General features: G+C 37.4%; 22 protein-coding genes. 11 read left to right on the top strand and 11 right to left on the bottom strand.

The window, feature by feature from the left end; all coding sequences use genetic code 11:
- Positions 1-19 precede the first annotated feature (19 nt).
- Positions 20-940: a prenyltransferase gene (locus tag AC6UDC_RS01025; protein WP_500720844.1), complete on the top strand. Its 921-nt coding sequence runs from the start codon at positions 20-22 to the stop codon at positions 938-940.
- A 70-nt stretch (positions 941-1,010) separates the two neighbouring features.
- Here AC6UDC_RS01025 and AC6UDC_RS01020 read toward each other — a convergent pair whose 3' ends face one another.
- Both AC6UDC_RS01020 and AC6UDC_RS01015 read right to left on the bottom strand, forming a co-directional pair.
- On the bottom strand, positions 1,011-1,892 hold the full coding sequence (locus AC6UDC_RS01020; RefSeq protein WP_500720842.1) for a glycosyltransferase family 8 protein: 882 nt from the start codon (positions 1,890-1,892) through the stop codon (positions 1,011-1,013).
- On the bottom strand, positions 1,892-3,127 hold the full coding sequence (locus AC6UDC_RS01015; RefSeq protein ID WP_500720840.1) for an aminopeptidase: 1,236 nt from the start codon (positions 3,125-3,127) through the stop codon (positions 1,892-1,894). The genes AC6UDC_RS01020 and AC6UDC_RS01015 overlap by 1 nt, the downstream gene beginning before the upstream one ends.
- 227 nt (positions 3,128-3,354) lie before the next feature.
- On the opposite strand from AC6UDC_RS01015, the gene AC6UDC_RS01010 reads away from it, so the two are divergent.
- The 4 genes from AC6UDC_RS01010 to AC6UDC_RS00995 all read left to right on the top strand — a co-directional run bounded on the left by AC6UDC_RS01010 (position 3,355) and on the right by AC6UDC_RS00995 (position 6,033).
- Entirely contained in the window at positions 3,355-4,554 is a 1,200-nt protein-coding gene (locus tag AC6UDC_RS01010; protein WP_500720838.1) for an MFS transporter, read from the top strand.
- A 17-nt stretch (positions 4,555-4,571) separates the two neighbouring features.
- Positions 4,572-5,213 carry an NAD(P)H-binding protein gene (locus AC6UDC_RS01005; RefSeq protein ID WP_500720836.1) on the top strand — a complete coding sequence of 214 codons (642 nt, stop codon included), beginning with the start codon at positions 4,572-4,574 and terminating at the stop codon, positions 5,211-5,213.
- A gap of 112 nt (positions 5,214-5,325) precedes the next feature.
- Complete coding sequence (locus AC6UDC_RS01000) at positions 5,326-5,853, top strand: DUF308 domain-containing protein (protein WP_500695492.1); 528 nt, start codon at positions 5,326-5,328, stop codon at positions 5,851-5,853.
- A 27-nt stretch (positions 5,854-5,880) separates the two neighbouring features.
- On the top strand, positions 5,881-6,033 hold the full coding sequence (locus AC6UDC_RS00995) for a hypothetical protein (protein WP_500720834.1): 153 nt from the start codon (positions 5,881-5,883) through the stop codon (positions 6,031-6,033).
- A gap of 143 nt (positions 6,034-6,176) precedes the next feature.
- Here AC6UDC_RS00995 and AC6UDC_RS00990 read toward each other — a convergent pair whose 3' ends face one another.
- The 7 genes from AC6UDC_RS00990 to AC6UDC_RS00960 form a co-directional block, all read right to left on the bottom strand.
- Positions 6,177-7,886, bottom strand: coding sequence for an ABC transporter ATP-binding protein (locus AC6UDC_RS00990; RefSeq protein WP_500720832.1), 1,710 nt, complete (start codon positions 7,884-7,886; stop codon positions 6,177-6,179).
- 16 nt (positions 7,887-7,902) lie between these two features.
- Positions 7,903-8,673 (bottom strand): ABC transporter permease, encoded by a 771-nt coding sequence (locus AC6UDC_RS00985; RefSeq protein WP_500720830.1) that lies wholly within the window; start codon positions 8,671-8,673, stop codon positions 7,903-7,905.
- Positions 8,674-8,699: 26 nt separating this feature from the next.
- Positions 8,700-9,458, bottom strand: a complete 759-nt coding sequence (locus AC6UDC_RS00980; RefSeq protein ID WP_500720828.1) for an ABC-2 transporter permease — start codon at positions 9,456-9,458, stop codon at positions 8,700-8,702.
- A gap of 6 nt (positions 9,459-9,464) precedes the next feature.
- Positions 9,465-10,337 (bottom strand): ABC transporter ATP-binding protein, encoded by an 873-nt coding sequence (locus AC6UDC_RS00975; RefSeq protein WP_500720826.1) that lies wholly within the window; start codon positions 10,335-10,337, stop codon positions 9,465-9,467.
- A gap of 11 nt (positions 10,338-10,348) precedes the next feature.
- Positions 10,349-13,030 carry a class III lanthionine synthetase LanKC gene (gene lanKC, locus AC6UDC_RS00970; protein WP_500720824.1) on the bottom strand — a complete coding sequence of 894 codons (2,682 nt, stop codon included), beginning with the start codon at positions 13,028-13,030 and terminating at the stop codon, positions 10,349-10,351.
- 635 nt (positions 13,031-13,665) lie between these two features.
- Positions 13,666-14,253 carry a helix-turn-helix domain-containing protein gene (locus tag AC6UDC_RS00965; RefSeq protein ID WP_500720822.1) on the bottom strand — a complete coding sequence of 196 codons (588 nt, stop codon included), beginning with the start codon at positions 14,251-14,253 and terminating at the stop codon, positions 13,666-13,668.
- Between the two features lie 278 nt (positions 14,254-14,531).
- Positions 14,532-15,380: a hypothetical protein gene (locus AC6UDC_RS00960; RefSeq protein ID WP_500720820.1), complete on the bottom strand. Its 849-nt coding sequence runs from the start codon at positions 15,378-15,380 to the stop codon at positions 14,532-14,534.
- A gap of 122 nt (positions 15,381-15,502) precedes the next feature.
- Between AC6UDC_RS00960 and AC6UDC_RS00955 the strand changes: the two genes are divergently transcribed.
- Positions 15,503-16,078, top strand: a complete 576-nt coding sequence (locus AC6UDC_RS00955; protein ID WP_500693257.1) for a hypothetical protein — start codon at positions 15,503-15,505, stop codon at positions 16,076-16,078.
- Between the two features lie 10 nt (positions 16,079-16,088).
- Positions 16,089-16,211 (top strand): hypothetical protein, encoded by a 123-nt coding sequence (locus AC6UDC_RS00950; RefSeq protein ID WP_500693256.1) that lies wholly within the window; start codon positions 16,089-16,091, stop codon positions 16,209-16,211.
- A gap of 87 nt (positions 16,212-16,298) precedes the next feature.
- Here the strand turns inward: AC6UDC_RS00950 and AC6UDC_RS00945 are convergent, their stop codons facing one another.
- Complete coding sequence (locus AC6UDC_RS00945) at positions 16,299-17,240, bottom strand: dihydroorotate oxidase (RefSeq protein ID WP_500720817.1); 942 nt, start codon at positions 17,238-17,240, stop codon at positions 16,299-16,301.
- A 380-nt stretch (positions 17,241-17,620) separates the two neighbouring features.
- Between AC6UDC_RS00945 and AC6UDC_RS00940 the strand changes: the two genes are divergently transcribed.
- Both AC6UDC_RS00940 and pyrC read left to right on the top strand, forming a co-directional pair.
- Positions 17,621-18,571 carry an aspartate carbamoyltransferase catalytic subunit gene (locus AC6UDC_RS00940; RefSeq protein ID WP_500720815.1) on the top strand — a complete coding sequence of 317 codons (951 nt, stop codon included), beginning with the start codon at positions 17,621-17,623 and terminating at the stop codon, positions 18,569-18,571.
- The gene (pyrC, locus tag AC6UDC_RS00935; RefSeq protein ID WP_500720813.1) at positions 18,568-19,842 is read left to right on the top strand and encodes a dihydroorotase; all 1,275 of its coding nucleotides are present in this window, start codon (positions 18,568-18,570) and stop codon (positions 19,840-19,842) included. Before AC6UDC_RS00940 ends, pyrC begins: the two co-directional genes overlap by 4 nt.
- A 54-nt stretch (positions 19,843-19,896) precedes the next feature.
- Here the strand turns inward: pyrC and AC6UDC_RS00930 are convergent, their stop codons facing one another.
- On the bottom strand, positions 19,897-20,403 hold the full coding sequence (locus AC6UDC_RS00930; protein ID WP_500695500.1) for a type 1 glutamine amidotransferase domain-containing protein: 507 nt from the start codon (positions 20,401-20,403) through the stop codon (positions 19,897-19,899).
- Positions 20,404-20,581: 178 nt separating this feature from the next.
- Here AC6UDC_RS00930 and AC6UDC_RS00925 point away from each other — a divergent pair, with 178 nt between their 5' ends.
- Together AC6UDC_RS00925 and AC6UDC_RS00920 are read left to right on the top strand one after the other, a co-directional pair.
- Positions 20,582-21,211 (top strand): hypothetical protein, encoded by a 630-nt coding sequence (locus AC6UDC_RS00925; RefSeq protein ID WP_500720811.1) that lies wholly within the window; start codon positions 20,582-20,584, stop codon positions 21,209-21,211.
- Positions 21,204-21,893 carry a hypothetical protein gene (locus AC6UDC_RS00920; RefSeq protein WP_500707680.1) on the top strand — a complete coding sequence of 230 codons (690 nt, stop codon included), beginning with the start codon at positions 21,204-21,206 and terminating at the stop codon, positions 21,891-21,893. Before AC6UDC_RS00925 ends, AC6UDC_RS00920 begins: the two co-directional genes overlap by 8 nt.
- The last annotated feature ends 52 nt before the right edge of the window (positions 21,894-21,945 follow it).

The following is a 21,945-nucleotide window of genomic DNA, read 5'->3' as shown; positions in this document are numbered from 1 at the left end:
TTTACACTGGAGGTAAATCATGACCTGGAAGTATTTTTATCAACTAACTGAGATTTACACAACACCGCTGGACGTGACCTGGCTCATACTTGCGGCTAGTTTTTCTTATTATTACTACGGCTCGTTTAACTGGCTATACGCCATCTGTGCCTTCGTGATTGTCATCGCCCTGCACCTCTTTTTAAACATGCAGAACAACCTCGAAGACTACGAACACGCCACCGACAAGACGGACTACAAGCACAGTACGAGCACCATTGGGAGTAATCATCTGAGCCTCACGATGATTCGGCACTGGTTGTATGGTTTTGCCGCTTTCATTATCATCGCCGGTTTGATCCTCAGTTACTTTACTGGCTGGCCCACGCTGGTCATTGGTGTGATTGGTTTTCTATTGGGACTGGCGTACTCGGCGGGTCCGAAGCCTCTAGACGCCACCCCATTCTGTGAGTTAGCGGTCGCCACGTTAATTCCGTTCTTTGTTCCGCTGATTTACATGTACATGGGAAGCATCCACCGCTGGAACTTCACCCTTATGAGTGTGCTGGACGCCTTTTTGGTGACACTACTACCGTTTATCCTCTTCTTCATCATTCAACTCGCAAACGACACGTGTGACCTCGAACAAGACATTGGTAATAACCGTCATACGTTAGTCGACTACATCGGGAAAAAGAACGCCATCAAGATGTTTGACTTGGTCTACTGGCTCTCAATCATCGTCATTCCAATTCTTTCTTTGGCAGTCGGCATTGTTCCCTACTTTGCCCTACTGACCATTCTAATTTATCCCTACGTTTGGACCAAAGTCAAAGTGTTTAACTTCAATCAAAACAAGGGAGAAATTTATAACGTCATCGTTAAAAACGTTTCACTGATCGTTATGTTATACATTTTGACGTATATGATTGGCACCATTATCATCTACCTATTTAAATAAACCAAAAGCACTTCTTTAAATAAACTAAAAGCACTTCAGAATTTTCTGAAGTGCTTTTTTAGGTTTAAAACTAGTGATGATTACTAACGTACCACGCTAGTTGATTCAGTAATTTATTTTGGTACTCATCATACAGACTTCTCAAGGGATGCAGATGATCCACCTTGACAATCCACGGCTTATCGAAGTTTGTGTAATGCACAATGACGGGATGATCCAACGCCTCAATTTGAGAACACTGACCGTCCGTCGTCTCACTTTTGCGATACTTGCCCTTCACTAGGTTACTTTGCACGTTGTACTTGGAGGGTAATGACTGCCAATCACCGTTAAAGATGGCATTTAAGGCATCCTGGTCCTGAAACCGCAACATTTCCGGATGGTCATTCGCAAGTCCGCGTGCTTTTTGTGAAATACCAGCGCTACGCCATTTCTTGGTATCAATTAGTAACAAGCCGGCGTTAAAGTAATGACCAGTTTTCTCACTGACCCCCATCTCACGCAAGCGGTCCAAGTACCCCGCATTTTCAACGGCCCCAATTACTTTCCCATTTAAATCAGCGTGATAAAGTTCATCAATGTTTCCCACACAAATCATATCAGCGTCAAGATAGAGAATCCTGGGACGGTCAATTTCTTCTGGAATATCAATGCGGTAGTAAGTATTGCGTTTGATGATGCTGTTTGGGGCGTCCGTGTTGGCCTTCTGGTAGCGGTCCTCGTGGGGTTTTAAAAATTTCACCGTTCGACAGTTTCTAAAAAGCTTCGGAAGCGTGGCAATTAAGTTCTGATTTTTGGGATTTAGATAATCGTTGACGACAAAAAACTCAAAGTCCGCATCGAGATTGTTTAAAAGGATAGAAGTGTAATTAATCGCTAGTGGCAGTGCCATGTTGTTGTCAGTGGTGGACGCAACCGTGAGCGGATGAGCCACTTCAGTTGGTTTTTTCACTAGGCCCAGTCTCCGTTACGAAAGACGGGAACGACCGTCCCATCAGCTTTAACACCGTCGATGTTCATGTCGTTAGAACCCATCATGAAATCAACGTGTTCTTGACTGCTATTCAAGCCAGCCTGGTCTTGTTCTTCCGGACTCATCTCGGTCCCACCAACAACACTGAATGGATAAGCAGCGCCCAGGGCCATGTGATCACTGGCATTTTCGTCGTACAGGGTGTTGTAGAAAATGATGCCTGATTGTGAAATTGGACTGGGATCCGGCACCAGTGAAACTTCTCCGAGCGAACGAACTCCTGGATCAGTGGCAAGGAGGTGGTCAAGTGTCTTTTGCCCCTTCTTGGCGGTAGCCTTTACAACCTGTCCGTCCTTAAAAGTGAACTCCATGTCTTCAATCAAAGTGCCAGAATAGCTTAACGGCTTTGTCGAAGTGACGTGACCGTTAATCCGGCGTTTGTCAGGAGCGGTGAAGACCTCTTCGGTCGGCATGTTGGGCATGAACTTAATGCCATCAACACTGGTACTGCCAGCCCCGACCCAGACGTGGTGCTTGGGCAATCCAACCTCCATGTCAGTTCGTGGGGAATGGTACTGCAACGTGTCAAACTGTTCCTCATTTAACCAAGCTGCCTTTTCTTGGAGTTGGTCTTTGTGGTCCTTCCAAGCCTGAATGGGGTCGTCGTTATCAACTCGAGCCGTTTTGAAAATCTCGCGCCACAACTTGTCAACGGCTTCGTCATCCGGTAAGTCAGGAAAAACCTGTTTCGCCCAGGCTGTGTCAGCGGCACCCACGACCGTCCAGGTTAAGTCGTTATTCTGCGTAGCAATCCGGACCGCGTTCGTGGCCTTTCCCATAGCCGCCGTGTTCTTGGCCACTCGTTTGGGATCGATTTTGGCAAACGCCGCCGGGTCTTCAGATAGAACCGAAATCCGAGCGGCGTGCTTATCAACGATGTAGTTGGCCTCATCAATCATGTACTGGGGAATGTTTTCCAACCGGTCGTCACTGGCATGTTCTAAAAATTGTTGGGACACAAAGGTATCGTCCCACTTAACCATCACATCGGCTGCCCCGGCTACATAGGCTTCTTTCACAATCATGTGGGCCAAGTCCTGGTGATGATCAGAGATATACAGAACGACCGTCTGGCCCGGTTGGACGTTTACTCCGACCTTGACAATCAATTCCGCATACTTTTTTAAATTACGATCTAATTCTTCCTTCTTCATGTAATCATCCCTTCTTCTCTCGTTGCGTCCATTCTATTGATTTTTATTTCCAATTACAATTAATAAGTGTAACGCTTTGCAATCAAAATTTAACTTACGGAATGTAAGTCCGAAGCCACGGCTTTTCAACTTATCTGACTTCACAATTTCTCAAAATGAGACTGGAGCAAGCGCGTGATACCGTGCTAAAATGGATGATATTACTTAACGAAACGGGAGGGAACGACGTGTCAAAAGCTGCCAAACGAGCAATTTTCATCCTGATTATTGCGAATTTTATCATTTGTTTAGGGATGAGTCTGGTAATTCCAGTCGAACCCTTCATTAAAAACGAATATCATCTAACCACCGCTCAGATGGGAACCATGACTTCACTATACGCCTTAGCTCAGTTCATCGGATCGCCGTTTGTGGGCCGGATTTCAGACAAGATTGGACGAGCACCGATTCTGGCTGGAGGACTCGTTCTTTATTCCGTCTCGGAAATGATGTTTGCGGCCTCTAACACGCTGATGTTATTCGATATTTCCCGACTAATTGGTGGAATTTCGGCCGCCATGGTGGTGCCAACGTCCATGGCAATGGCCGCTGACCTGTCATCTTCAGAACAACGGGCCAAGGTCATCGGCCTACTATCGGCCGCTTTTAGTGGTGGTTTAATCATCGGTCCCGGGATTGGTGGTGCACTTGCCAAGTTTGGGTACAAGACGCCGTTCTGGTTTGCGGGCGTCCTTGGCATCATCGCCGTCATCTTCTTCGTGGTGGGACTTCCCAAGCACATCAAACAGACCAACCAAAAAAGTCCCGTCATGGAAGAGGTTCACATTACCGAAAAGGGCCTGAAATCCATCCTAAATGGTGCCATGATTGCCCTTTTTGCCATGATTTTAATCTCATCATTTGGCCTGCAGGGCTTTGAAAGCATCTACACGATCTACGTGAACCAGGTCTTTCACTTTACCCTTGATAACATTGCCGTCGTCCTAATCATCAACGGGATGATCTCTCTCGTCCTTCAGGTGGTCTTCTTCGACCGCTTGGTCAGAATGCGCGGTGAACTCGGTCTCATCCGTGACTGTTTCATCCTCAGTTCCATCTGTATCGTCTGGATTCTGTTTGCTCACAGCAAAATCGAAGTCATCATTGCCACTCTAGTCGTCTTCTGTGCCTTTGACGTGTTAAGGCCCGCCATCACAACACTGCTGACTCGTTTTGGCAAAAATAACCAGGGATTAATCAACGGCTTAAATATGTCACTAACCAGCGTTGGTAACATCATCGGCCCCATTTTTTCCGGGGTTTTAATGGACATTAATCCGCACTATCCCTACACGATTGTCGCCATTATTTTGCTGTTTTCGGCGTTCATAACATTTGTAGTTCGTTACGAAATGCGTCACACTAAGGGCGTCAAAAGTGATGAATAGAAACGGAGGAATTGCATATGGCAAAAAAAGTACTAATCTTAGGTGCCGCAGGACAAATTCCTAGCATCGTAATTCAAAAGTTATTAAAGGATACCGACGTTGACATGACCCTCCTAGCTCGTAACGCTAAAAGTCGGTTAACTGTCAGTGACCCCAAACGAGAAACTGTCGTTGACGGTGACATCAATGATGATGAAATCTTGACAAACGTTATGAAAGGTCAAGACATCGTCTTTTCGGATGTCCCTCACGCTGAGGCAATGAGTTCCGTTATCAAGGCCATGAACCAGGCAGATGTTAAACGTTTAATCGTCGCTGGTCTCCTCGACGTTGACGATACGGTCGTTGGGACATTTAAGAAGTGGAACAACGAGATGATTGGCAGTACCTACGCCGATCCCAAGAAAGCCTATAAGGAACTGCTTGATTCCGACATTGACTACACCTACTTGAAGATGACTTGGCTTTATAACGACAAGAACAACGAAAAATACGAAGTTATCCCCGCTGGTAAACCGTTTAAGGGTGCGCAAGTCACCCGGGAAGCCATTGCCAAGTTAATTGTCAGCATCATTGAAGACCCAAGCAAGTACCAACGTGAAGACATTGGCGTGGTTGAACCCGGTACTGAGGATCTTTCCAAGCCTTCATTTTATTAAAAATTAAATTCTAACAGTTGGCACGAAGTCAGCTGTTTTTTATTTTCACCATTTCTCACAAACTACGTTATAATTGACCACGTAATAGCTTTAAATAAAGGGAGCGTTTTATATGTTTAATGAAAAAGAAAAAGGTTTTGATGGATGGGCCTTAATTGCGGGAATTATCTTTGTTGCCGCTGGACTCTTTGTCTTCATCAAACCATTTGCCACACTGCAGGCACTAGCCGTTATTTTAGGAATCGTGGCACTCTGCATTGGCCTGTATCACTTGGTGCTTCATCATCAACTGCAAAAGAACTTTGATGTTTCGGGATATTTGATTATCATTAATGGAATTATCGATATCATCATTGGTCTGATCCTGTTATTCAGCCGATCATTTGGCTTCTACCTCATTGCCATCGCCTTTGCCATCTGGTTCATCGTTGACTCTGGTCTAAGCATCTACTCGGCAACCAAAGCACAACAGAAGTCAGCCAAACGTTACTACTGGTTAATCGTAACGGCCGGTATTATCGGAATCATCATTGGAATTATCCTTTTGTTTACCCCATACCTATCAAACGCCGTTGTTATTATCTTCATCGGGATCTATTTCATCGTTGAAGGAATTAAGTTATTGGTAATGGCATTTTAAATTAGATATTAATTAAAAAGGATTCACATGAAAAATAATGATAAAGAAATCCAACATTTTTGGAATAATCTGTTGAATAAAAATCTGGCTCAAAAAACTAAAACTAATGATATGGGTCAAATTATTATCGATCCCGATTCAGATGACCAATCACTAATTGATTGGTATCTCAAAGGTTAAGCAAACCAAAAATGGCCTCACGTACTCAAATACGTGAAGCCATTTTCTTTTGTAAATTTTATTTAAATTAATGAGTTTCCCAATAGCAACATGATAAACACTAGGTATATATTAATTAAACACATAACTAAAATTTATTTCTTTTAATCTTTTGGTGTTAGCATTTGAGTCATAACAAAATCCCTATAAGCTGGTAAGTTTCTCATTAATTCTTTATGTGTCCCATAAGCCTGTACTGTTCCTTTATCAACAAAATAAATACAGTCGGCATCAATAATTGTTGATAATCTATGCGCAATGGCAATGATTGTTTTACTTTTAGTTAATTTGTTCATTGAATTGGTAACAATCTTTTCAGCATTAGCATCTAAATTAGCAGTAGATTCATCAAAAATGATAAACTTTGATTCTTTCAAATATGCTCTAGCGATTTGAAGTCTTTGCTTTTGTCCTCCAGATAATTTAATTCCTCTTTCCCCTACAAGTGTATCAATATTTTCTGGAAGATTCTGAACGTAATCAAAAAGATCTGCATCCATCAACGCCTTATTTAAAGTGCTCAAACTTAATTCTTTTTTTAATCCAAAAATCAAATTATCTGCAATAGTTCCAGACATAATACTGTTCTCTTGTGTAACCACACTAAATAAACTTCTCCATTTTTCTAAATCAAAGTGTGTTGCATCAATATTATCCAACAGTAATTTACCATCAGTAACTGGGTACAATCGCGTTAAGATATTTATTATAGTTGTCTTTCCTGCCCCTGATGGTCCTATAACTGCAATTTTTTTATGAGAAGGAAATTTCATATTAATGTTATTTAAAACTTCCTTATTCCCATAAGAAAAAGAAATATTTTTCAAAGATAATGTGCAGTTTGATAAATTAATGTTATCTAATGATTGTAGATTATATCTTTCAATGGGCAAATTTACTATTTCAGTTATTTTTCTTGTCGCTCCAACAGCCTGTTCATAACTACTATAAAAATTGGATAATGAACTCATAGCTGGCATAACTTGAAAGAAATAGAGCAAGATAGAAACAAGTGTACCAATTGTTAAAGTTCCCTTACTCACTCGTAATCCACCATACGTTATAATAATAACGATCCCAAAAGTTAATACGGCTTGTATGGGATCTAAAATAGCGTTTATCTTATCAGCTTTAACTGATAATTTATAAAGGGAATTGACATTATTTTCAAATTTCTTAAGAACACTTGACTCGGCAATATTTAACTTAACCGATCTAATATTTTGAAGACCTTCAGTTGTAATTCCTGTCAACTTACTAAGTAATAACTGAGAATTAATCGATATTTTTTCAGTGAGTTTACCAATTGGATATGAAATGAAAAATAATAATGGGAAACCAATTAAAATTAGACAAGTTAATTTCCAGTCCAAAAACATTAACAAAAAGAATGTTCCAAATATTGTAATTAAATTTCTAAGTACTGTTGGTATAACTTGGGTAGTAAAATTTTTAACGACTAAAGAATCATTTATTACACGACTCGCTAACTGACTGCTATTCTGTCCATTAAAAAAGCTTAATGGTAAAAACAATAAATGTTTTTGAACTTGCATACGTATATATGCAATTTGCTTATCTCCTTCTCTACTTAATATAAAGTTTCCAAATGAACTTATTATTGTACTCAAAACTAGTAATCCAATAATAAAAGGTATTAAAAATTTATTATTAGAACTAGCTAGTAATTTATTCAAATCAATAGTTTTACGAATTTGCATAGGTATATACAAATTAAGAAAACTGCTTAAAACGTTTAATAAGATTCCAAATACAAATATAAAATTAAGAGGGAACAATCTTATTTTATTCATAATATTGTCTTCTCCTCTAAAACTTCTTTTTTCTAAAAATTAAATATCCAATTATAAAGAAAAATAAAATATAAATTGTAGATCCATAAATTAATTGATTATTAGTTAATAATGTAACGGGATGGTAACTTGAATAGTTATAATACTGATTACTTAAGTTACACATATTCAATGGATTCCATTTTAATATTTTAGATAATCCCATATCCATTCTTACTAAATTACCAGATACAAATTGACCTATAAAAATAATTAATATGTTTAGTGTAATCACAATAGAATTTACATTTATAAGACAAGAAGTGACAAAAACAAAACTAATAACTAGTAATGAAGTAATCATATCAATAAGATTAAAATTGATCATATTTTCAAGTAAAGTATTTCCATATTCAAAAATAGATAACCAATTAACATTTATAGACAATAATGGTATAAATTGAAAAATAAAAGCTATAAAAACAGCCATTACATGTAAAATGATTGCATAAACAAAAATAATTATCATTTTAGACAAATAAACATATGATCTATTCGGCGACTTATACAACACTGTTAAAATTGCATTATTTTGATATTCCATTGAAAAAATGGTAGATCCAACTACTACCAAGACAAGCAAAATCGCTTCATTGGCATTATAACTTGTCATTCCTAATAAATTTTGTTCTTGATTACCCATTGCTAACTTGACAATAATCATATAAATAGGAATTAGAAGTGGAACAAGATAAATTATTTTTTTATGAATCATCTTATAAAATTCGCGATATAAACAACTTTTCATTAGATACTCCTTTCTTAAAAAACGATTTATACTTGTCGATGCTTAAAAACGAAATATCCTATTACAAAAAATATTAAAGTATACATAATAGTTCCACAGGTTATTTGAACATTATTAAGATGAGAAAATTTAATATAATTATTATTAGAGAATTGGTTAGTAATATAAATCATATTTAAAGGATTCCATTTAACAAAAGTAATACCCGCTGGAAAAACATTCATGAAAGAACTCGATAATGATGCTCCTAGAAAGGTAATTATTAAACTTACTCCAATTACTATGGAAATATTTTTAAACCAAGATATTAGAAGAAATCCTAAAGCAGAAATAAAAAACATATATATAATAATCCCAAAAACATTTAATAATAAACTCAATAATAAGGTATGTTGATTATGACAAATAGTGAACCATGGAAATTTATTAGCAGACAATAAACTTGTAAAAATAAATGTAAATAAAGTGCCTAATAATATTAAGAAAAATCCATATATAATTATTACTAAAAATTTGGATAAATAAATAATTAATTTATTAGAATGTTTATAAAATAAAGTCACAATTGTATTATTGTTATACTCCATTGCAATAAAGTCGGATCCAATAGCAATTAAAACAATTACTGACCATTGTCCTAATCCAAATCCCATAGAAATTGTTTCATTATTGATAGGTGAAGTTAGAGCAGTGTAAATCATTAAAACAAAAAGTGTAATTAAACCATATAATGATGTTTTTTTATGAATAAATTTGTAAAATTCTTCTATCAGACTAGATTTCATAATGAACTATTCACCTTGGCTTTCTAAAATTTTTACAACCAAAGTTTCAAGACTGTCATGCTTTTGATTTAATTCAAGAATATAAATGTCTTTGCCTTTTAATAATCTTTGAATCTTATATAAATCATCATGATTAACAATAAAGGTGTTATTTTTTTCATAATAAGTAATTTTAGCTTTTGTTAAGATCATTTTGGTTTTATCCAAATCTGAAGTTTCTAACCTATATTTATTTGCTCCTTTTTTATACATTTCATTAATTGATTTATTAATAATTAAATTGCCACGATTAATAATTAAAATATTAGTCATAACTTTTTCTAACTCACTAAGAATATGGCTAGAAATCAAGAAAGAAGATCCCTTTTGAGCATACTTCTTAATTATTTTCCGTACTAAAATAGTGGACTCAATATCTAATCCATTCATTGGTTCATCCAATATAATTAATTTTGGATGATTAAGTAATGCAATGGCTATTCCTAGTTTCTGCTTCATCCCTAAAGAATAATCCTTAGATTTATTATTAATATAATTATTCATTTTCAATAAAGAGATAACTTCTTGCATGTTTACTTCATCTTTACTATATAATTTTAAATTTTGAAGTCCCGATAGAAACGGGTATATAGCCGGATGCTCAATTAAAGCACCAACGCTTTTTAATGCCAAATGATTAGTTTCAGTTACATTTTTACCATTAACATTAATGGATCCAGTAAATTTTGTAAGACCCAATATGGTCTTCATAATTGTAGTTTTCCCAGCTCCATTTGGTCCAATCAACCCGACAATTTGTCCAGAATTGATTTTAAACGAAAAATCTTTAATGACTTTTTCTTTACCAAAAGAAACATTTATATTCTTTACTGATAGCATTGAAATCACCTTTACAATATTTTTTCACTTTTGCGCAGATTAAATAAATTTAAATTATTATTTTTTAAAAGTGGAAACCAAGAATACCAAGAATCACTGTTTGCATTTAAGTCAGCAAGAGATAACATTATTCCAGTATTTCCAGTCTCATAGTCCATTGAACTCTTTAAACCAAATACTCCAGGAAAAATGGTTTGACCATCATTAATTGAAAGTGCAAAATCATTCAATGATTTAATGTATGTTTCTAAAGAAGTGCTTTTACCGAAGTATTTATATATAGCAGTAGAACTGGGTATTATTCCAGCTACTCCACTAAACAAACAGCACTGATAAGTACAAAAAGATCCTTTATCATTTTGCATTGCATTTATAAGTTCCTTATATCTTTTGTAAATAAGATTTGGATCGTCTACTAGCATCTCAATTAAAAGTAAAACTAACCCAGAAAAACCTGTATCTAAATAAGGTAAAATTCTCGGAATTCCCCTACTTTTATCAATTAAAACTAATCCTCTATCATCACAAGTTATTCCTTCATTTATAATGTCATCTAAAATATTAATCGATACTTTTTTAAACTCATCAAAATTCAGTAGTTCACCTATTTTCCACAAAAACAAAACTGCACCTGTCCAACCCTTTAATAGGCCTAACTTTCCTTCGTAGATTTGTTGATTTCGAAATTCATTACTACGATATAATTCAACTATCTTTTTTGCTGAATCAATTGCATGTAATTTATAACTATTGTTTTTTGTACTTGCATACAATGACAAATTTGCAAATCCTATTCCGGAAACCCCTGAATACAATGAAATATCATTATCATTATGTTTATTATTAACAATTTCCATTAATTTCTTAGCAATACTAGATCTTTGCAAATCATAAAATGTTAATGCAATTCCACTAAGTCCATTAAATAAACCAGTATTATAATCATCACTTTTAATAATATTTAATATATTATTTTCTGTTCTATCCAACCACCTAGATAACTTGATATCATTAATATCAATACTATTTAACCTATTCAATGCCATGATTGATCCCATAGCACCATAATTAATTGCATAATCCGAAAGCGAATTACTATATTGTTTAATATCTCCGTGAATCAATCCATTTAATTGAAAATCTAGGTTTTTAATGATTCCGTTTTTTAATGAATAAATATTTTTATCAATATTTTTGAAATCAAAAGTATACTTGGGGACGCTAATATTCTTATCATAAAAAGGAGCTTTTCTATATATATCAGTGTGTTTTTCACATATAGATCTCACTCTGTCTAAAAATTCAACTACTTCAATTCCAAACTTATCTTTAATATTATTATTTTGTCTATCCTCAAGTTCTTTGCTGAAAATCATAGTTGACTCTACTGGCAAAAACATTTCTCTAGCAATTCTATATAATGAATACCAATCGCCATCTTCAAATGTTTTGCTTTGCCAAGAGGCATAATCCTGAGTTATAAGATTAGGATTATAAGGCAAATCCATTTTATTAGCACTTTCAAAATCAATAAGCTTAATAAAATTAAGTTTTTTATTAAGATCCACCATGATATTTTCAGGTTGCAAATCAACCATTGCAATTCCTTTTTCATGTATATTTTCGATCAACTTTATTAGTTGATTAATTATTAGCATCGAGTTATTTTTATATTCATTTACATTTGCGTTATTTGAGAATGGAAACTGAATGGCCATAAACTCACCAAGTGTTTCTCCACTAATCTTTTCTTCTATTAAGTAATTATGTTTCCATATCTTTTTATATGAAAATAATCTTGGAATTCCAGAAACACTAGAAAGTTTTTTAAGAATATTATACTCAGACTTAACTCTAGAAAATCCATCATTTTCATCGTTACCCAATCCAATATATGGTCTACCCTCTTTAATAACTACTGGCTTATCTTTATAAATTCCGTTATATATGCCACCACCATTACTAAAATGAATTGCACTTTTAATGTGTAGATCTTCTAACTCACTAAAAGTATCTTTACTTGGAAATATATTATTTCCATGTACATATGACGGTTCATGAACAAAGTACGGAAGTGTGTAAAATGGTACTCGTTTATCTTCTATATAATTTCCATTTGGATCTTTAATAGCATAAATTTGCTTACCATTTTCCCAATAAGTCATCTTTTCGAAGGCACCATATCTAAAATAAACATTGCTTTGCTTCCAAGAACGATCGTTTAAAATATAAGGTCCTTCTTTAAATCTTGAAGTTATTTTTAATAATTGATCTAATAAATCGCAAAATTCTTTCTCATTTTTTGGATATATTGTTATAAATTTTCCTGCTTCTACTCGATCTGCATTTTTTGAGTAAGTAAGAATTAGATCGTATTTACTAGATACAAATTTAAATGAAATCTTATTATCTATTAAAAAATTACTAACAGAACTAAGTAATTCTTGAGAATCATCAAGGTTAGCTGATATGTGTATCTTCCAACCTTGTTTAGGCAAACTTACTTTTTTGTAAATCATATAATGCCAATAAGTATCTATTGAATCGTTCCAATCATTTAAATTAGCACTACGCGTATTAACATGAAATTTATTATTTTCTTTTGAATGTGATTTAATTTGAGTTATATCAGAATAAAACGGACTTTTTTTATTTTGTAAATATTTTATATAATCACTACCATTAACTGCCATTAATACTCCTTTCCTCCTAACTGTCTTTAAAAAAGGGTAACGAATTATTCATAATCCGTTACCCTCTAATTAACTTTAATGACAATTAATACTAAAAGTACTTTGTCCTTTACAGTTAAAACTAAATCCACTGTTACGTAAGATTAAATTTGCTGAATCTTTTGATGCTTTGGTACTTTGTAAATTAACGATTGGATTTGACATATCAATCCACCTCCCGTCTTATTAAGTAATATGTAAGTTACTCATTACCAACTTACATATTTAATATACATGGGAAATATACTCCAATAAAGCTATGAATTATAGCATCACCAAAATATATTAATAGAACATTAAACTAGACATTGTAAATATAGATACATTCAACTTAAATACAAATAAACTAGCTGACCGAATTTATCATGTCAATCAGCTAGTTTGTTTTGTATTACGTACCTAATAGATTTTTTTCATAATCAAATAAATAACTTAAACAATAAAAAAATAAATTTTTTGCAACTCTATATACTGATACATTTTATTTAACGATATCAAATTTATAAGAGAGCTTTTAATCACAAGACTATTCTTAAATGCCTGTAAAACGTTTGTCTACATTTTATAGCTTTATTTATACTAGCTGCAGCTATATATTAAGGACGCAGGTAGAGTGCTAAAACCAAACTGATTGTCATACTTATTTCATGGATAAAAACACCTAAAATAAAAGCAGACAAATATTTATCATCATATGTTTGCGCAGCAGACGGTATTGCTATGGGTAAAGTTACTAAAATAAAAATAATACTCGTAACATACAATTCTTTGGATTTTAAAAGCTGTTTTATTTTTGTTTTCCATTTTGGATATGTAATTCTATATATAAATATATTTAATATTAATAATGGTGTTACCCATACAAACTTAATTCCAAAAGGTCGAAAAAAATTCAAAAAGCTAAAAATTAGTAAAAAGATGTTAATAAAATATACTAACCTAAAAATAGTTCTATTTTTTGATAATTTTTTGTCCCCATGTTGCTGAGTAGAATCAGATAGTAAATAGTTAATATTAATATTATAGATAGAACATATCGATTTTAAAGTATTTATATCTGGTGAGTTACGACCATTTTCCCAACTAGAAATGGTCTTTCTTGAAACATTCAATTTTTTAGCAACTTGTTCCTGCGTCATATTGACTCTTTTTCTAGAACTTTTTAATTTTGTTGCAAGATCCAATCAAATCACCTCAGATAACTCATTTTGCTGAAAGGGGTAAATAACTATGAATAATAAAGAAAAATTTAATATTATAAAATGGTGGAAACATGTAGCTGATCAATTTCATTTGTTTAAATAATCACATTTGTAGATATGTCTGCTATATTAAATATATCAAATATACCTACAAACACAAATTTACTTAAAATAATTAATGAATTCTAGCTAAAAGAGTCAATCCAAAAATGGCCTCACGTACTCAAATACGTGAGGCCATTTTATTTTGTCAATTTTATTTAAATTAATGAGTTGCCCAAAAGCAGCATGATAAACACGAGCACTAGGTCCAAGTAAACAAAGCTACTTACGACCTGCCACTTTCCCATTGTATGACTTGACCAAATCGCATTAACGATAATAAAGACCAGTTCGATGTAAATTAGCAGGGCAATAAAACTACCGCCGACCATTGTGAAACCACCAATGACGGAATGCGGACCAAGGTGAAGGTTAAACGGTCCAAATTTCAGCCAGAAAACCACGACCGCCGACTGAATGACCAGTAGAACGCTCAACACCACGTTAATCCAGAACATAATGCTATTTTTGATGAGTAATGGTTCTAACTGCCGGTGAATTAAGAAGTAACCAATTCCCGTCAAGATTACCATCACTAACAGGGTAATTCCAATAATCTCAAGATTAGCACTCAAAAGTTGCTTATGACTCTCGGTCACGATGTTAATCTTGCGTCCCGTCCACGTGATGATGTCGCATCCCAAGATGAACACCATCCAGTAGATCAACATCATCCAAAACTTAGGATACAGACTAATCGGGTGATAAATCATGAAGGCATAAACGGCGGTAAAGAACAGCACAGCCAACACAAAGTACGGTCGATTCATTACGGAAGCGGCTGCTCCACAAATCAAGGTCGAAGCCGCGAGCCACGACCACTGATAACCCTTCCCCTTTGACTCAAAGAAAGCCATTGGAACCGCCATAAAAATGAAGATTAGACCAATCTCAGCCGACAGGTGAAAAGCTTCATAATAAAGTAAGTCTAAAATGACGAAAGCATACGCCACGAACTCCAGCGATAACGTTTTGAATTGACGCGTCTTGACAAGTTTTTTTAACATGAAATTCCCCTTTATTAGTTCTTCTGGTATCTATTTTACACCCAATTAAACTCAATTTTCTAAATGTTTGTACTATCGTGAGCGTTTGGGTATGATGAAATTGAGCCCAGGAGGTGAATAAAATGGAAGACATTGATATTGATGAACTCAATCCCACCACGATGGTGGAATACTTTGAAAATGAACGGAAAAACAAATTCGACGTTGGTTACATTTTAAAACATAACGACAAGTATGCGCTGATGAGGACCATTGACCTCGAAGGTCGTCTTGATAACTACGAATTAATCGATCTGACGAAAGAAGTTCCGGTTTTTAACACGGGAACTCCATACTTAAAACAGATGATCGAGTATCGGACCCTTGCGACTGAATATGGGCTTAAGGATACACCACAAATTAAAACAATTGAAGACCTTCCTTTTAAGAATCCACTTCAGGAGGTCCTTGATTATCTGTCACGGAGTGAAGTGAATTTTGAAGTCGTCACAATTAACAAGAAGAACCAGAAAAAAGACCGCATCGGCTACATGAAAAATCGAGAACCGTCCAATTTCTCACTGATTTCACGAGCCGTTGACGATCCGTTTGACCCCATTTTAAATGAGGAACACAAGATCAAACTCAAAAAGATCGAGATTGTGTGTTTCAATTCATGGGAGCTCATCTTTTTGACTGATCTAATCAAAAATGATTAGGAGGAGATTTATGTCCAAGTCAACTAAGATTATTATTGCCATCGCTGTTGTACTTGTAATCGTACTACTCGTCTGCATGGCGTTAGTACTGTTAATTCCCGGTCCAATTGGTGAAATTTCAAACGCAGTTTAAGGTTCAAACTAAAAAGGTGATCACGCGATTCGATCGTGTGGTCACCCTTTCGTTAATAACAGTATTTAAAATCATTCTAGGACCAAACTAGTCCTGCCGCTCCTTGAGTTTCCCCCGAAAATCAGACAACTGGTGATAGCCCTTATGAAGCATGATATCTGTCAGTTCAGAATCCAGGCGTGAAAAGATTTTTGGACCTTCCTTTTGAAGTGCAGTTCCGACTTCAACGACATCAGCACCACACAGGATTAACTCAAAAGCGTCCTTCCCGGTGCGAACGCCACCAGTTCCGATAATCTTGATTTCCGGCTTCAAACGCTTTCTGAAGGCGCGCACGTTAGCTAACGCCACGGGCTTGACATATGAACCCCCGATGCCGCCAAAACCACCTTTGGGTGCAATGACCGCTGATTCGGTGTCAGCGTCCACAACCAAGCCGTTACCAACACTGTTGATGGTGTTGATGTAGGTCAGAGGGTACTGGTTTAAAATCTTACTTATGGCGTCATATTGTTGTAGATCAAAATACGGTGGCAACTTGAGACCCAGTGGCTTGGTATAAAAACTAAAGATGGCTTCCATGGCCGCATGAACGGCCGCAAAATCGTAACCAATCTGAGGCTTGCCAATCACATTCGGACACGACAAGTTAAGCTCACAGAGACCGGTAAAGCTACTGTCTTGAATCTTTCTTAGAGCTGTGATGTTGTCACCAAGGGAGGTTCCCGAGATTGATAAATCGATTGGTTTGTTAATCTGATTCTGTTCAATGTAATCAAGATAGTATGTCAGTCCCTTGTTTGGTAATCCCATGGAATTGATACTGCCAAATTCTGTTTCAGCGTAGCGCGGCTTGGGATTTCCCTCACGTGGTTCTAACGTGGCACTCTTAGTCGTCACCCCACCAGCTTCGGATTTCAGGATTTGATTCATCTCTTCGGCGGTTTCGTCAAAGACTCCGGCGGCATTTAAAAAGGGATGGGCAAACGTCTCGTTACCGATCTGTGCTGCAATTGAAATGTGATCCATTGTAAATAACTCCTTTGGTATATAAAAAGTCACAACTACTAGTGGGCATTCAGAGAAGTTCCCATTTGTCATAGTTGCGACCGCGATTAGTTTAATTAGGATGAATAATCTTTTGGATTCTCTGAACCAATTAAAGATTGATTGTCATTATCATAACGACCCCCACCCTCAATTGTCAACTTAGAAAACCTGCCTAAAAAATAATTGACTTTCTACGTCAATTTAGTTAGAGTATTTATCAAATAAATCGAGACTACTTTAATTCAATCCAGAGAGATTGAAAAGTTAACTGGTTATGTCAAAAAATGGGCGTGCTACGTTAATTTGTAGTAGGCCCTTTATTTATGCAATTCAACCAAGTGAAAATCTAGGAGGATCAAATGGCATATTCATACAAGCATGATTTAGTGACAGTCTCTGACATGGACGAGAAACAAGTTTTACATAAGATTAAATTGGCGCAACTATTCAAAGAGGGCAAGTCGGTGCACCTAAACCGCCCCACCTACGTAATGAACCTCTTCTTTGAGAACAGTACCAGAACGCACACCAGCTTTGAGATGGCGGAACGCAGACTCGGAATACAGGTCCTTCAGTTTAACGCCAACACTAGTTCAGTCACCAAGGGTGAGACCCTCTTAGACACCATCAAAACGCTTCAGGCGATTGGCGTTGACATCGCGGTGATTCGGCATCCCGAAAACGAGTACTACCGACAACTACTGGACGACAACCTGAAAATCAGCGTCGTTAACGGTGGTGACGGAAGCGGTCAACACCCGTCGCAATCACTGCTTGATATGATGACCATCTACCAGGAATTTGGCACCTTCAAGGATTTAAACGTCGGCATCATTGGCGATTTAAACCACTCCAGAGTGGCCCGTTCCAACATGGAACTTTTAACTAAACTCGGAGCGCACGTGTCGTTTGCGGGTCCCGACCAGTGGTACGACCCGCAATTTGAGGAGTACGGTAAGCATTTAACCGTTGACGAACTGGCCCACAAATCCGACATCGTGATGTTACTCAGGGTGCAAAAGGAACGCCTCGGAAAAGAACTGGCGAACTTTGACGCCACCAGTTACCACGAACAATTTGGCTTAACTAAGGAGCGCTACCAAACGATGAAGGATAACGCCATCATCATGCACCCCGCTCCCGTCAACCGGGGAATTGAGATTGATTCCGACCTCGTCGAAGCCGACAAGTCCCGAATCTTTAAACAGATGACGAATGGGATGTACATGCGCATGGCCATTTTGACCGACGTCCTCGTTAATAAGGGCATTGTGAATAAAGCAGATATTGAGGGAATTGACGAACGATGAAAATTTTAATTCAAAACGGGCAACTTTTTCAAAATCAAGCGCTCAAACGGTGTGATTTACTGTTAGATGATGGTGTTATTAAACAAATCAAACCTCAAATTGAGCCGACGCGAGCCGACAGGGTCATTGACGCCAAGAATAAGGTGGTACTGCCCGGTTTGGTGGACGTGCACGTTCACTTCAGAGACCCCGGTCAAACGGAAAAGGAAACCGTAAAAACCGGTAGTGAAGCGTCCGCTCACGGTGGTTACACGACCGTTTGTGCCATGCCAAACGTCATGCCCGTCCCCAATACTCCTGATAAACTAAAATCAATGATTGAACATAACCTACAACAGGGCGTTGTCAACGTGAAACAGTTCGCCCCCGTCACTTACAACGAACGTGGTGACCAACTCGTAAACTTTGCCGAGATGAAACAGGCTGGAGCCGTGGCCTTCAGTAACGATGGGATTGGGATTCAGAGCGCCCAGACCATGTACGAGGCCATGAAAAAGATCGCTCAAACTGGATTGCCTCTGGCTGCCCACGTCGAAGACCGCTCGTTAATGAACGGCGGCGTCATTAATGAAGGATTAACAGCTAAAAAACTAGGCCTAACGGGTATTTCCGAAGTGACGGAAACCAGTCAACTAGCCCGCGACCTTGAACTCGCACGTGTGAGTGGCGTCCACTACCACGTCTGTCACGTCTCAACGGCGCGCAGCGTGGAACTGATTCGACGGGCTAAAGCGGATGGCGTGCACGTCACCGCTGAGGTCTCTCCCCATCACTTGCTATTAGACGATTCCATGATTACCAGTGACAACCCCATGTACAAGATGAATCCGCCACTGAGAACCAAAAAAGACCGGCAAACGTTACTAGATGGATTATTGGACGGCACAATTGACATGATTGCGACCGACCACGCTCCCCACACTGTCTTTGATAAGGGGCATTCCTTTAACGATTCAGCTTTCGGGATCACCGGCATCGAAACGGCCTTTCCGCTGTTGTACACCAGACTAGTTAAAACCGGTCAGGTGACTTTAAGTCAACTACTAGAATGGATGAGTAGCAAGCCAACCGCCTCCTTCAAGCTCTCAAAAGAAAACCAAATCAAGGTTGGTAATCACGCCAATTTCTCAGTCTGGAATCTAAATGCGCCGCATCAAATTACAACCAAAAACATGAAATCAAAGGGAATTAATTCGCCGTTTATTGGCAAGCAAGTCGACGCGCAGAACCTCATGACCTTTGTTAACGGCCAAATCGTTTATCACTCATAATTAAAAAAATGCTTTACGTAATTAAATACGTAAAGCATTTTTACTATTGCTAGTTTAAATTAAGTCTTCAACAATGGCAGCGTTGAACTGATCCAAATCATCCGGAGTTCGACTCGTAATCAAGTGATGATCCTTTACAACCGGTTCATCTTTCACAATGGCACCAGCGTAGTAAATATCAGTTTGAACCGTCTTATAAGCGGTCATCGTGCGACCTTTAACCAGTCCCGTCTGCATGAACAATTGGGGACCATGGCAGATCGCAAACGTTGGCTTGTCAGCTAACAAGAAACTTCTCGCAAATTTAACAAACCGTGGGTCACCCCGCAGTTGATCTGGTGAAAAGCCACCGGGAACTAGCAAAGCATCAAAGCTTTCCGGCATAACATCGGCAATTCCAGCGTCAACCTTGGTCTTGTGTCCGTGTTTACCAGTGATCTCTTCGCCAGCCTTCTTATCGATGATCGTAATATCGTGACCAGCTTTTTTCAATGCTTCGACTGGTGAAGTCAATTCAACATCTTCAACGTCATTAGTTACAAGTACAGCTACTTTAGCCATTTCTTATCACTTCCTTACCTATAATTTTACATGGAATGAAATTTCAGGGAAAATATTTTGCTTAACAATTTATCACAATTTTAGAACCAATGAAACTTAACGGAAATTTGATTTACACTTCTCACGGAAAGCCGCTATAATTAACGTAACTACATTTTCCAGAATTCGAGGGTATTTTATGAACAAGTCCAAACATGACGTCAACCTAGTTTGCGTGACGGTCGCATCCTGCATCATCTTCGTCTTAGTGATCCTTATGGGATGCCTGTTAGTCTCAACTCATCACGCCAAGGCTAAAAACCAACAACTTATGACTAAGATTAGGACAACCCGGCAGGAAACCAATACGTTAAACGCCAAAAAGACCACGCAAAAAGTTCAAAAGCAGCACCAGACCGGAGTCGACATCACATCCATTCAGAAAAATAACGACCAGGTCTACCAAAAGGCCATGAAGATGGCATACATGGCCAAATCAAGCAAACAGCGTCAAGCCGTTAGTAAGCAGTTTAAAAAGGATCGTTTCGATCCAGCCTTTACTAAAACGGTTCTAAGTACCAAGGGACACAATAAAAAATACCTAAACCAAAAGATTGAAGACGTCTCCGTCAACAACGCTCGTTACGACAGCCAGTCTCAATCCTACAACTCGATGATCACCATTACCTTTGCCTCAAGGAAGAATAAGAAGCCAAACGTCTTGAATTACGTCGTTAACTACAACGTTAAGAAACGAAAGACGACCCTCGTTGGGACTTCATGGACCAGCACGTTCGTGGCGTTAGGAGGTCAAGAAATCAATGGCTAAAAACAACAAATTTCACCTCAATAAAAACGTCAGTGTTCTAGCAATCATGTTCGTAATCATTGTCGTCTTGCTCCTCGCTATCTTCACCCTGATGATTCATAATGACACCATTAACACCCAGGTTAAAACCAATCGGGCCACCCTTTCTGCTGAGCAGAAAACGTACAACCAACGGTTTAACTCCCTAAACAAGCGTTATAAGAATCGCCTTTTAAACACCGATAATCAAAAGGTCGGCAGTATTCTGCAAAACCAACACATGGCCGACACGACCTACAAGAACCTAAACGAATTCTTCCAGATTTTCTACACCTACGATAATGACGACCAATTCCTAGCACGTCCTCAAGTCCTAAAAGACGCTGGACTCATCGGACCAAACTACGCTAGCAACCAAAAGGTCTTTGGCAAACAAGGAAACAAGCAGACCAAGGATAAGGTCAAAAGCATGGGCATCAAGAGTAAAATGGTCGGGCTACAGATGTACGACAATCCCAACAGTCCCGAAACGATTAAAAAGATTCGCGTCATCGTCACGTACGCAACCAAGTACAACCAAAACGGCGGTGATAACGTCGACAAGCTGGGTGACGTGCTATACAACACCAAGACCAATCAAGTGCTGAGCTATCAACCAATCGTGACCGTGGGCCACTCATTAGTGACGAAGTGGGACCAATGAAAATAGCCTTCAGGAAATTTCCTGAAGGCTATTTTTTTGAACTAATTTAACT

Source organism: Fructilactobacillus sp. X7R7C1, assembly GCF_059901065.1.
This window is presented reverse-complemented; position numbering and strand designations above follow the sequence as displayed.

Bases quoted from the DNA above. Each gene is read 5' to 3' on its own strand.
- AC6UDC_RS00975 (WP_500720826.1), bottom strand. From the start codon at position 10,337: ATGCTATCAGTAAAGAATATAAATGTTTCTTTTGGTAAAGAAAAAGTC.
- AC6UDC_RS01015 (WP_500720840.1), bottom strand. From the start codon at position 3,127: ATGAAGAAGGAAGAATTAGATCGTAATTTAAAAAAGTATGCGGAATTG.
- AC6UDC_RS00960 (WP_500720820.1), bottom strand. From the start codon at position 15,380: ATGTTAAAAAAACTTGTCAAGACGCGTCAATTCAAAACGTTATCGCTG.
- AC6UDC_RS00950 (WP_500693256.1), top strand. From the start codon at position 16,089: ATGTCCAAGTCAACTAAGATTATTATTGCCATCGCTGTTGTACTTGTA.
- AC6UDC_RS00995 (WP_500720834.1), top strand. From the start codon at position 5,881: ATGAAAAATAATGATAAAGAAATCCAACATTTTTGGAATAATCTGTTG.
- pyrC (WP_500720813.1), top strand. From the start codon at position 18,568: ATGAAAATTTTAATTCAAAACGGGCAACTTTTTCAAAATCAAGCGCTC.
- AC6UDC_RS00930 (WP_500695500.1), bottom strand. From the start codon at position 20,403: ATGGCTAAAGTAGCTGTACTTGTAACTAATGACGTTGAAGATGTTGAA.
- AC6UDC_RS00985 (WP_500720830.1), bottom strand. From the start codon at position 8,673: ATGAAAAGTTGTTTATATCGCGAATTTTATAAGATGATTCATAAAAAA.
- AC6UDC_RS01000 (WP_500695492.1), top strand. From the start codon at position 5,326: ATGTTTAATGAAAAAGAAAAAGGTTTTGATGGATGGGCCTTAATTGCG.
- AC6UDC_RS00920 (WP_500707680.1), top strand. From the start codon at position 21,204: ATGGCTAAAAACAACAAATTTCACCTCAATAAAAACGTCAGTGTTCTA.
- AC6UDC_RS00925 (WP_500720811.1), top strand. From the start codon at position 20,582: ATGAACAAGTCCAAACATGACGTCAACCTAGTTTGCGTGACGGTCGCA.
- AC6UDC_RS00945 (WP_500720817.1), bottom strand. From the start codon at position 17,240: ATGGATCACATTTCAATTGCAGCACAGATCGGTAACGAGACGTTTGCC.
- AC6UDC_RS00980 (WP_500720828.1), bottom strand. From the start codon at position 9,458: ATGAAATCTAGTCTGATAGAAGAATTTTACAAATTTATTCATAAAAAA.
- AC6UDC_RS00990 (WP_500720832.1), bottom strand. From the start codon at position 7,886: ATGAATAAAATAAGATTGTTCCCTCTTAATTTTATATTTGTATTTGGA.
- lanKC (WP_500720824.1), bottom strand. From the start codon at position 13,030: ATGGCAGTTAATGGTAGTGATTATATAAAATATTTACAAAATAAAAAA.
- AC6UDC_RS00955 (WP_500693257.1), top strand. From the start codon at position 15,503: ATGGAAGACATTGATATTGATGAACTCAATCCCACCACGATGGTGGAA.
- AC6UDC_RS01005 (WP_500720836.1), top strand. From the start codon at position 4,572: ATGGCAAAAAAAGTACTAATCTTAGGTGCCGCAGGACAAATTCCTAGC.
- AC6UDC_RS00940 (WP_500720815.1), top strand. From the start codon at position 17,621: ATGGCATATTCATACAAGCATGATTTAGTGACAGTCTCTGACATGGAC.
- AC6UDC_RS01025 (WP_500720844.1), top strand. From the start codon at position 20: ATGACCTGGAAGTATTTTTATCAACTAACTGAGATTTACACAACACCG.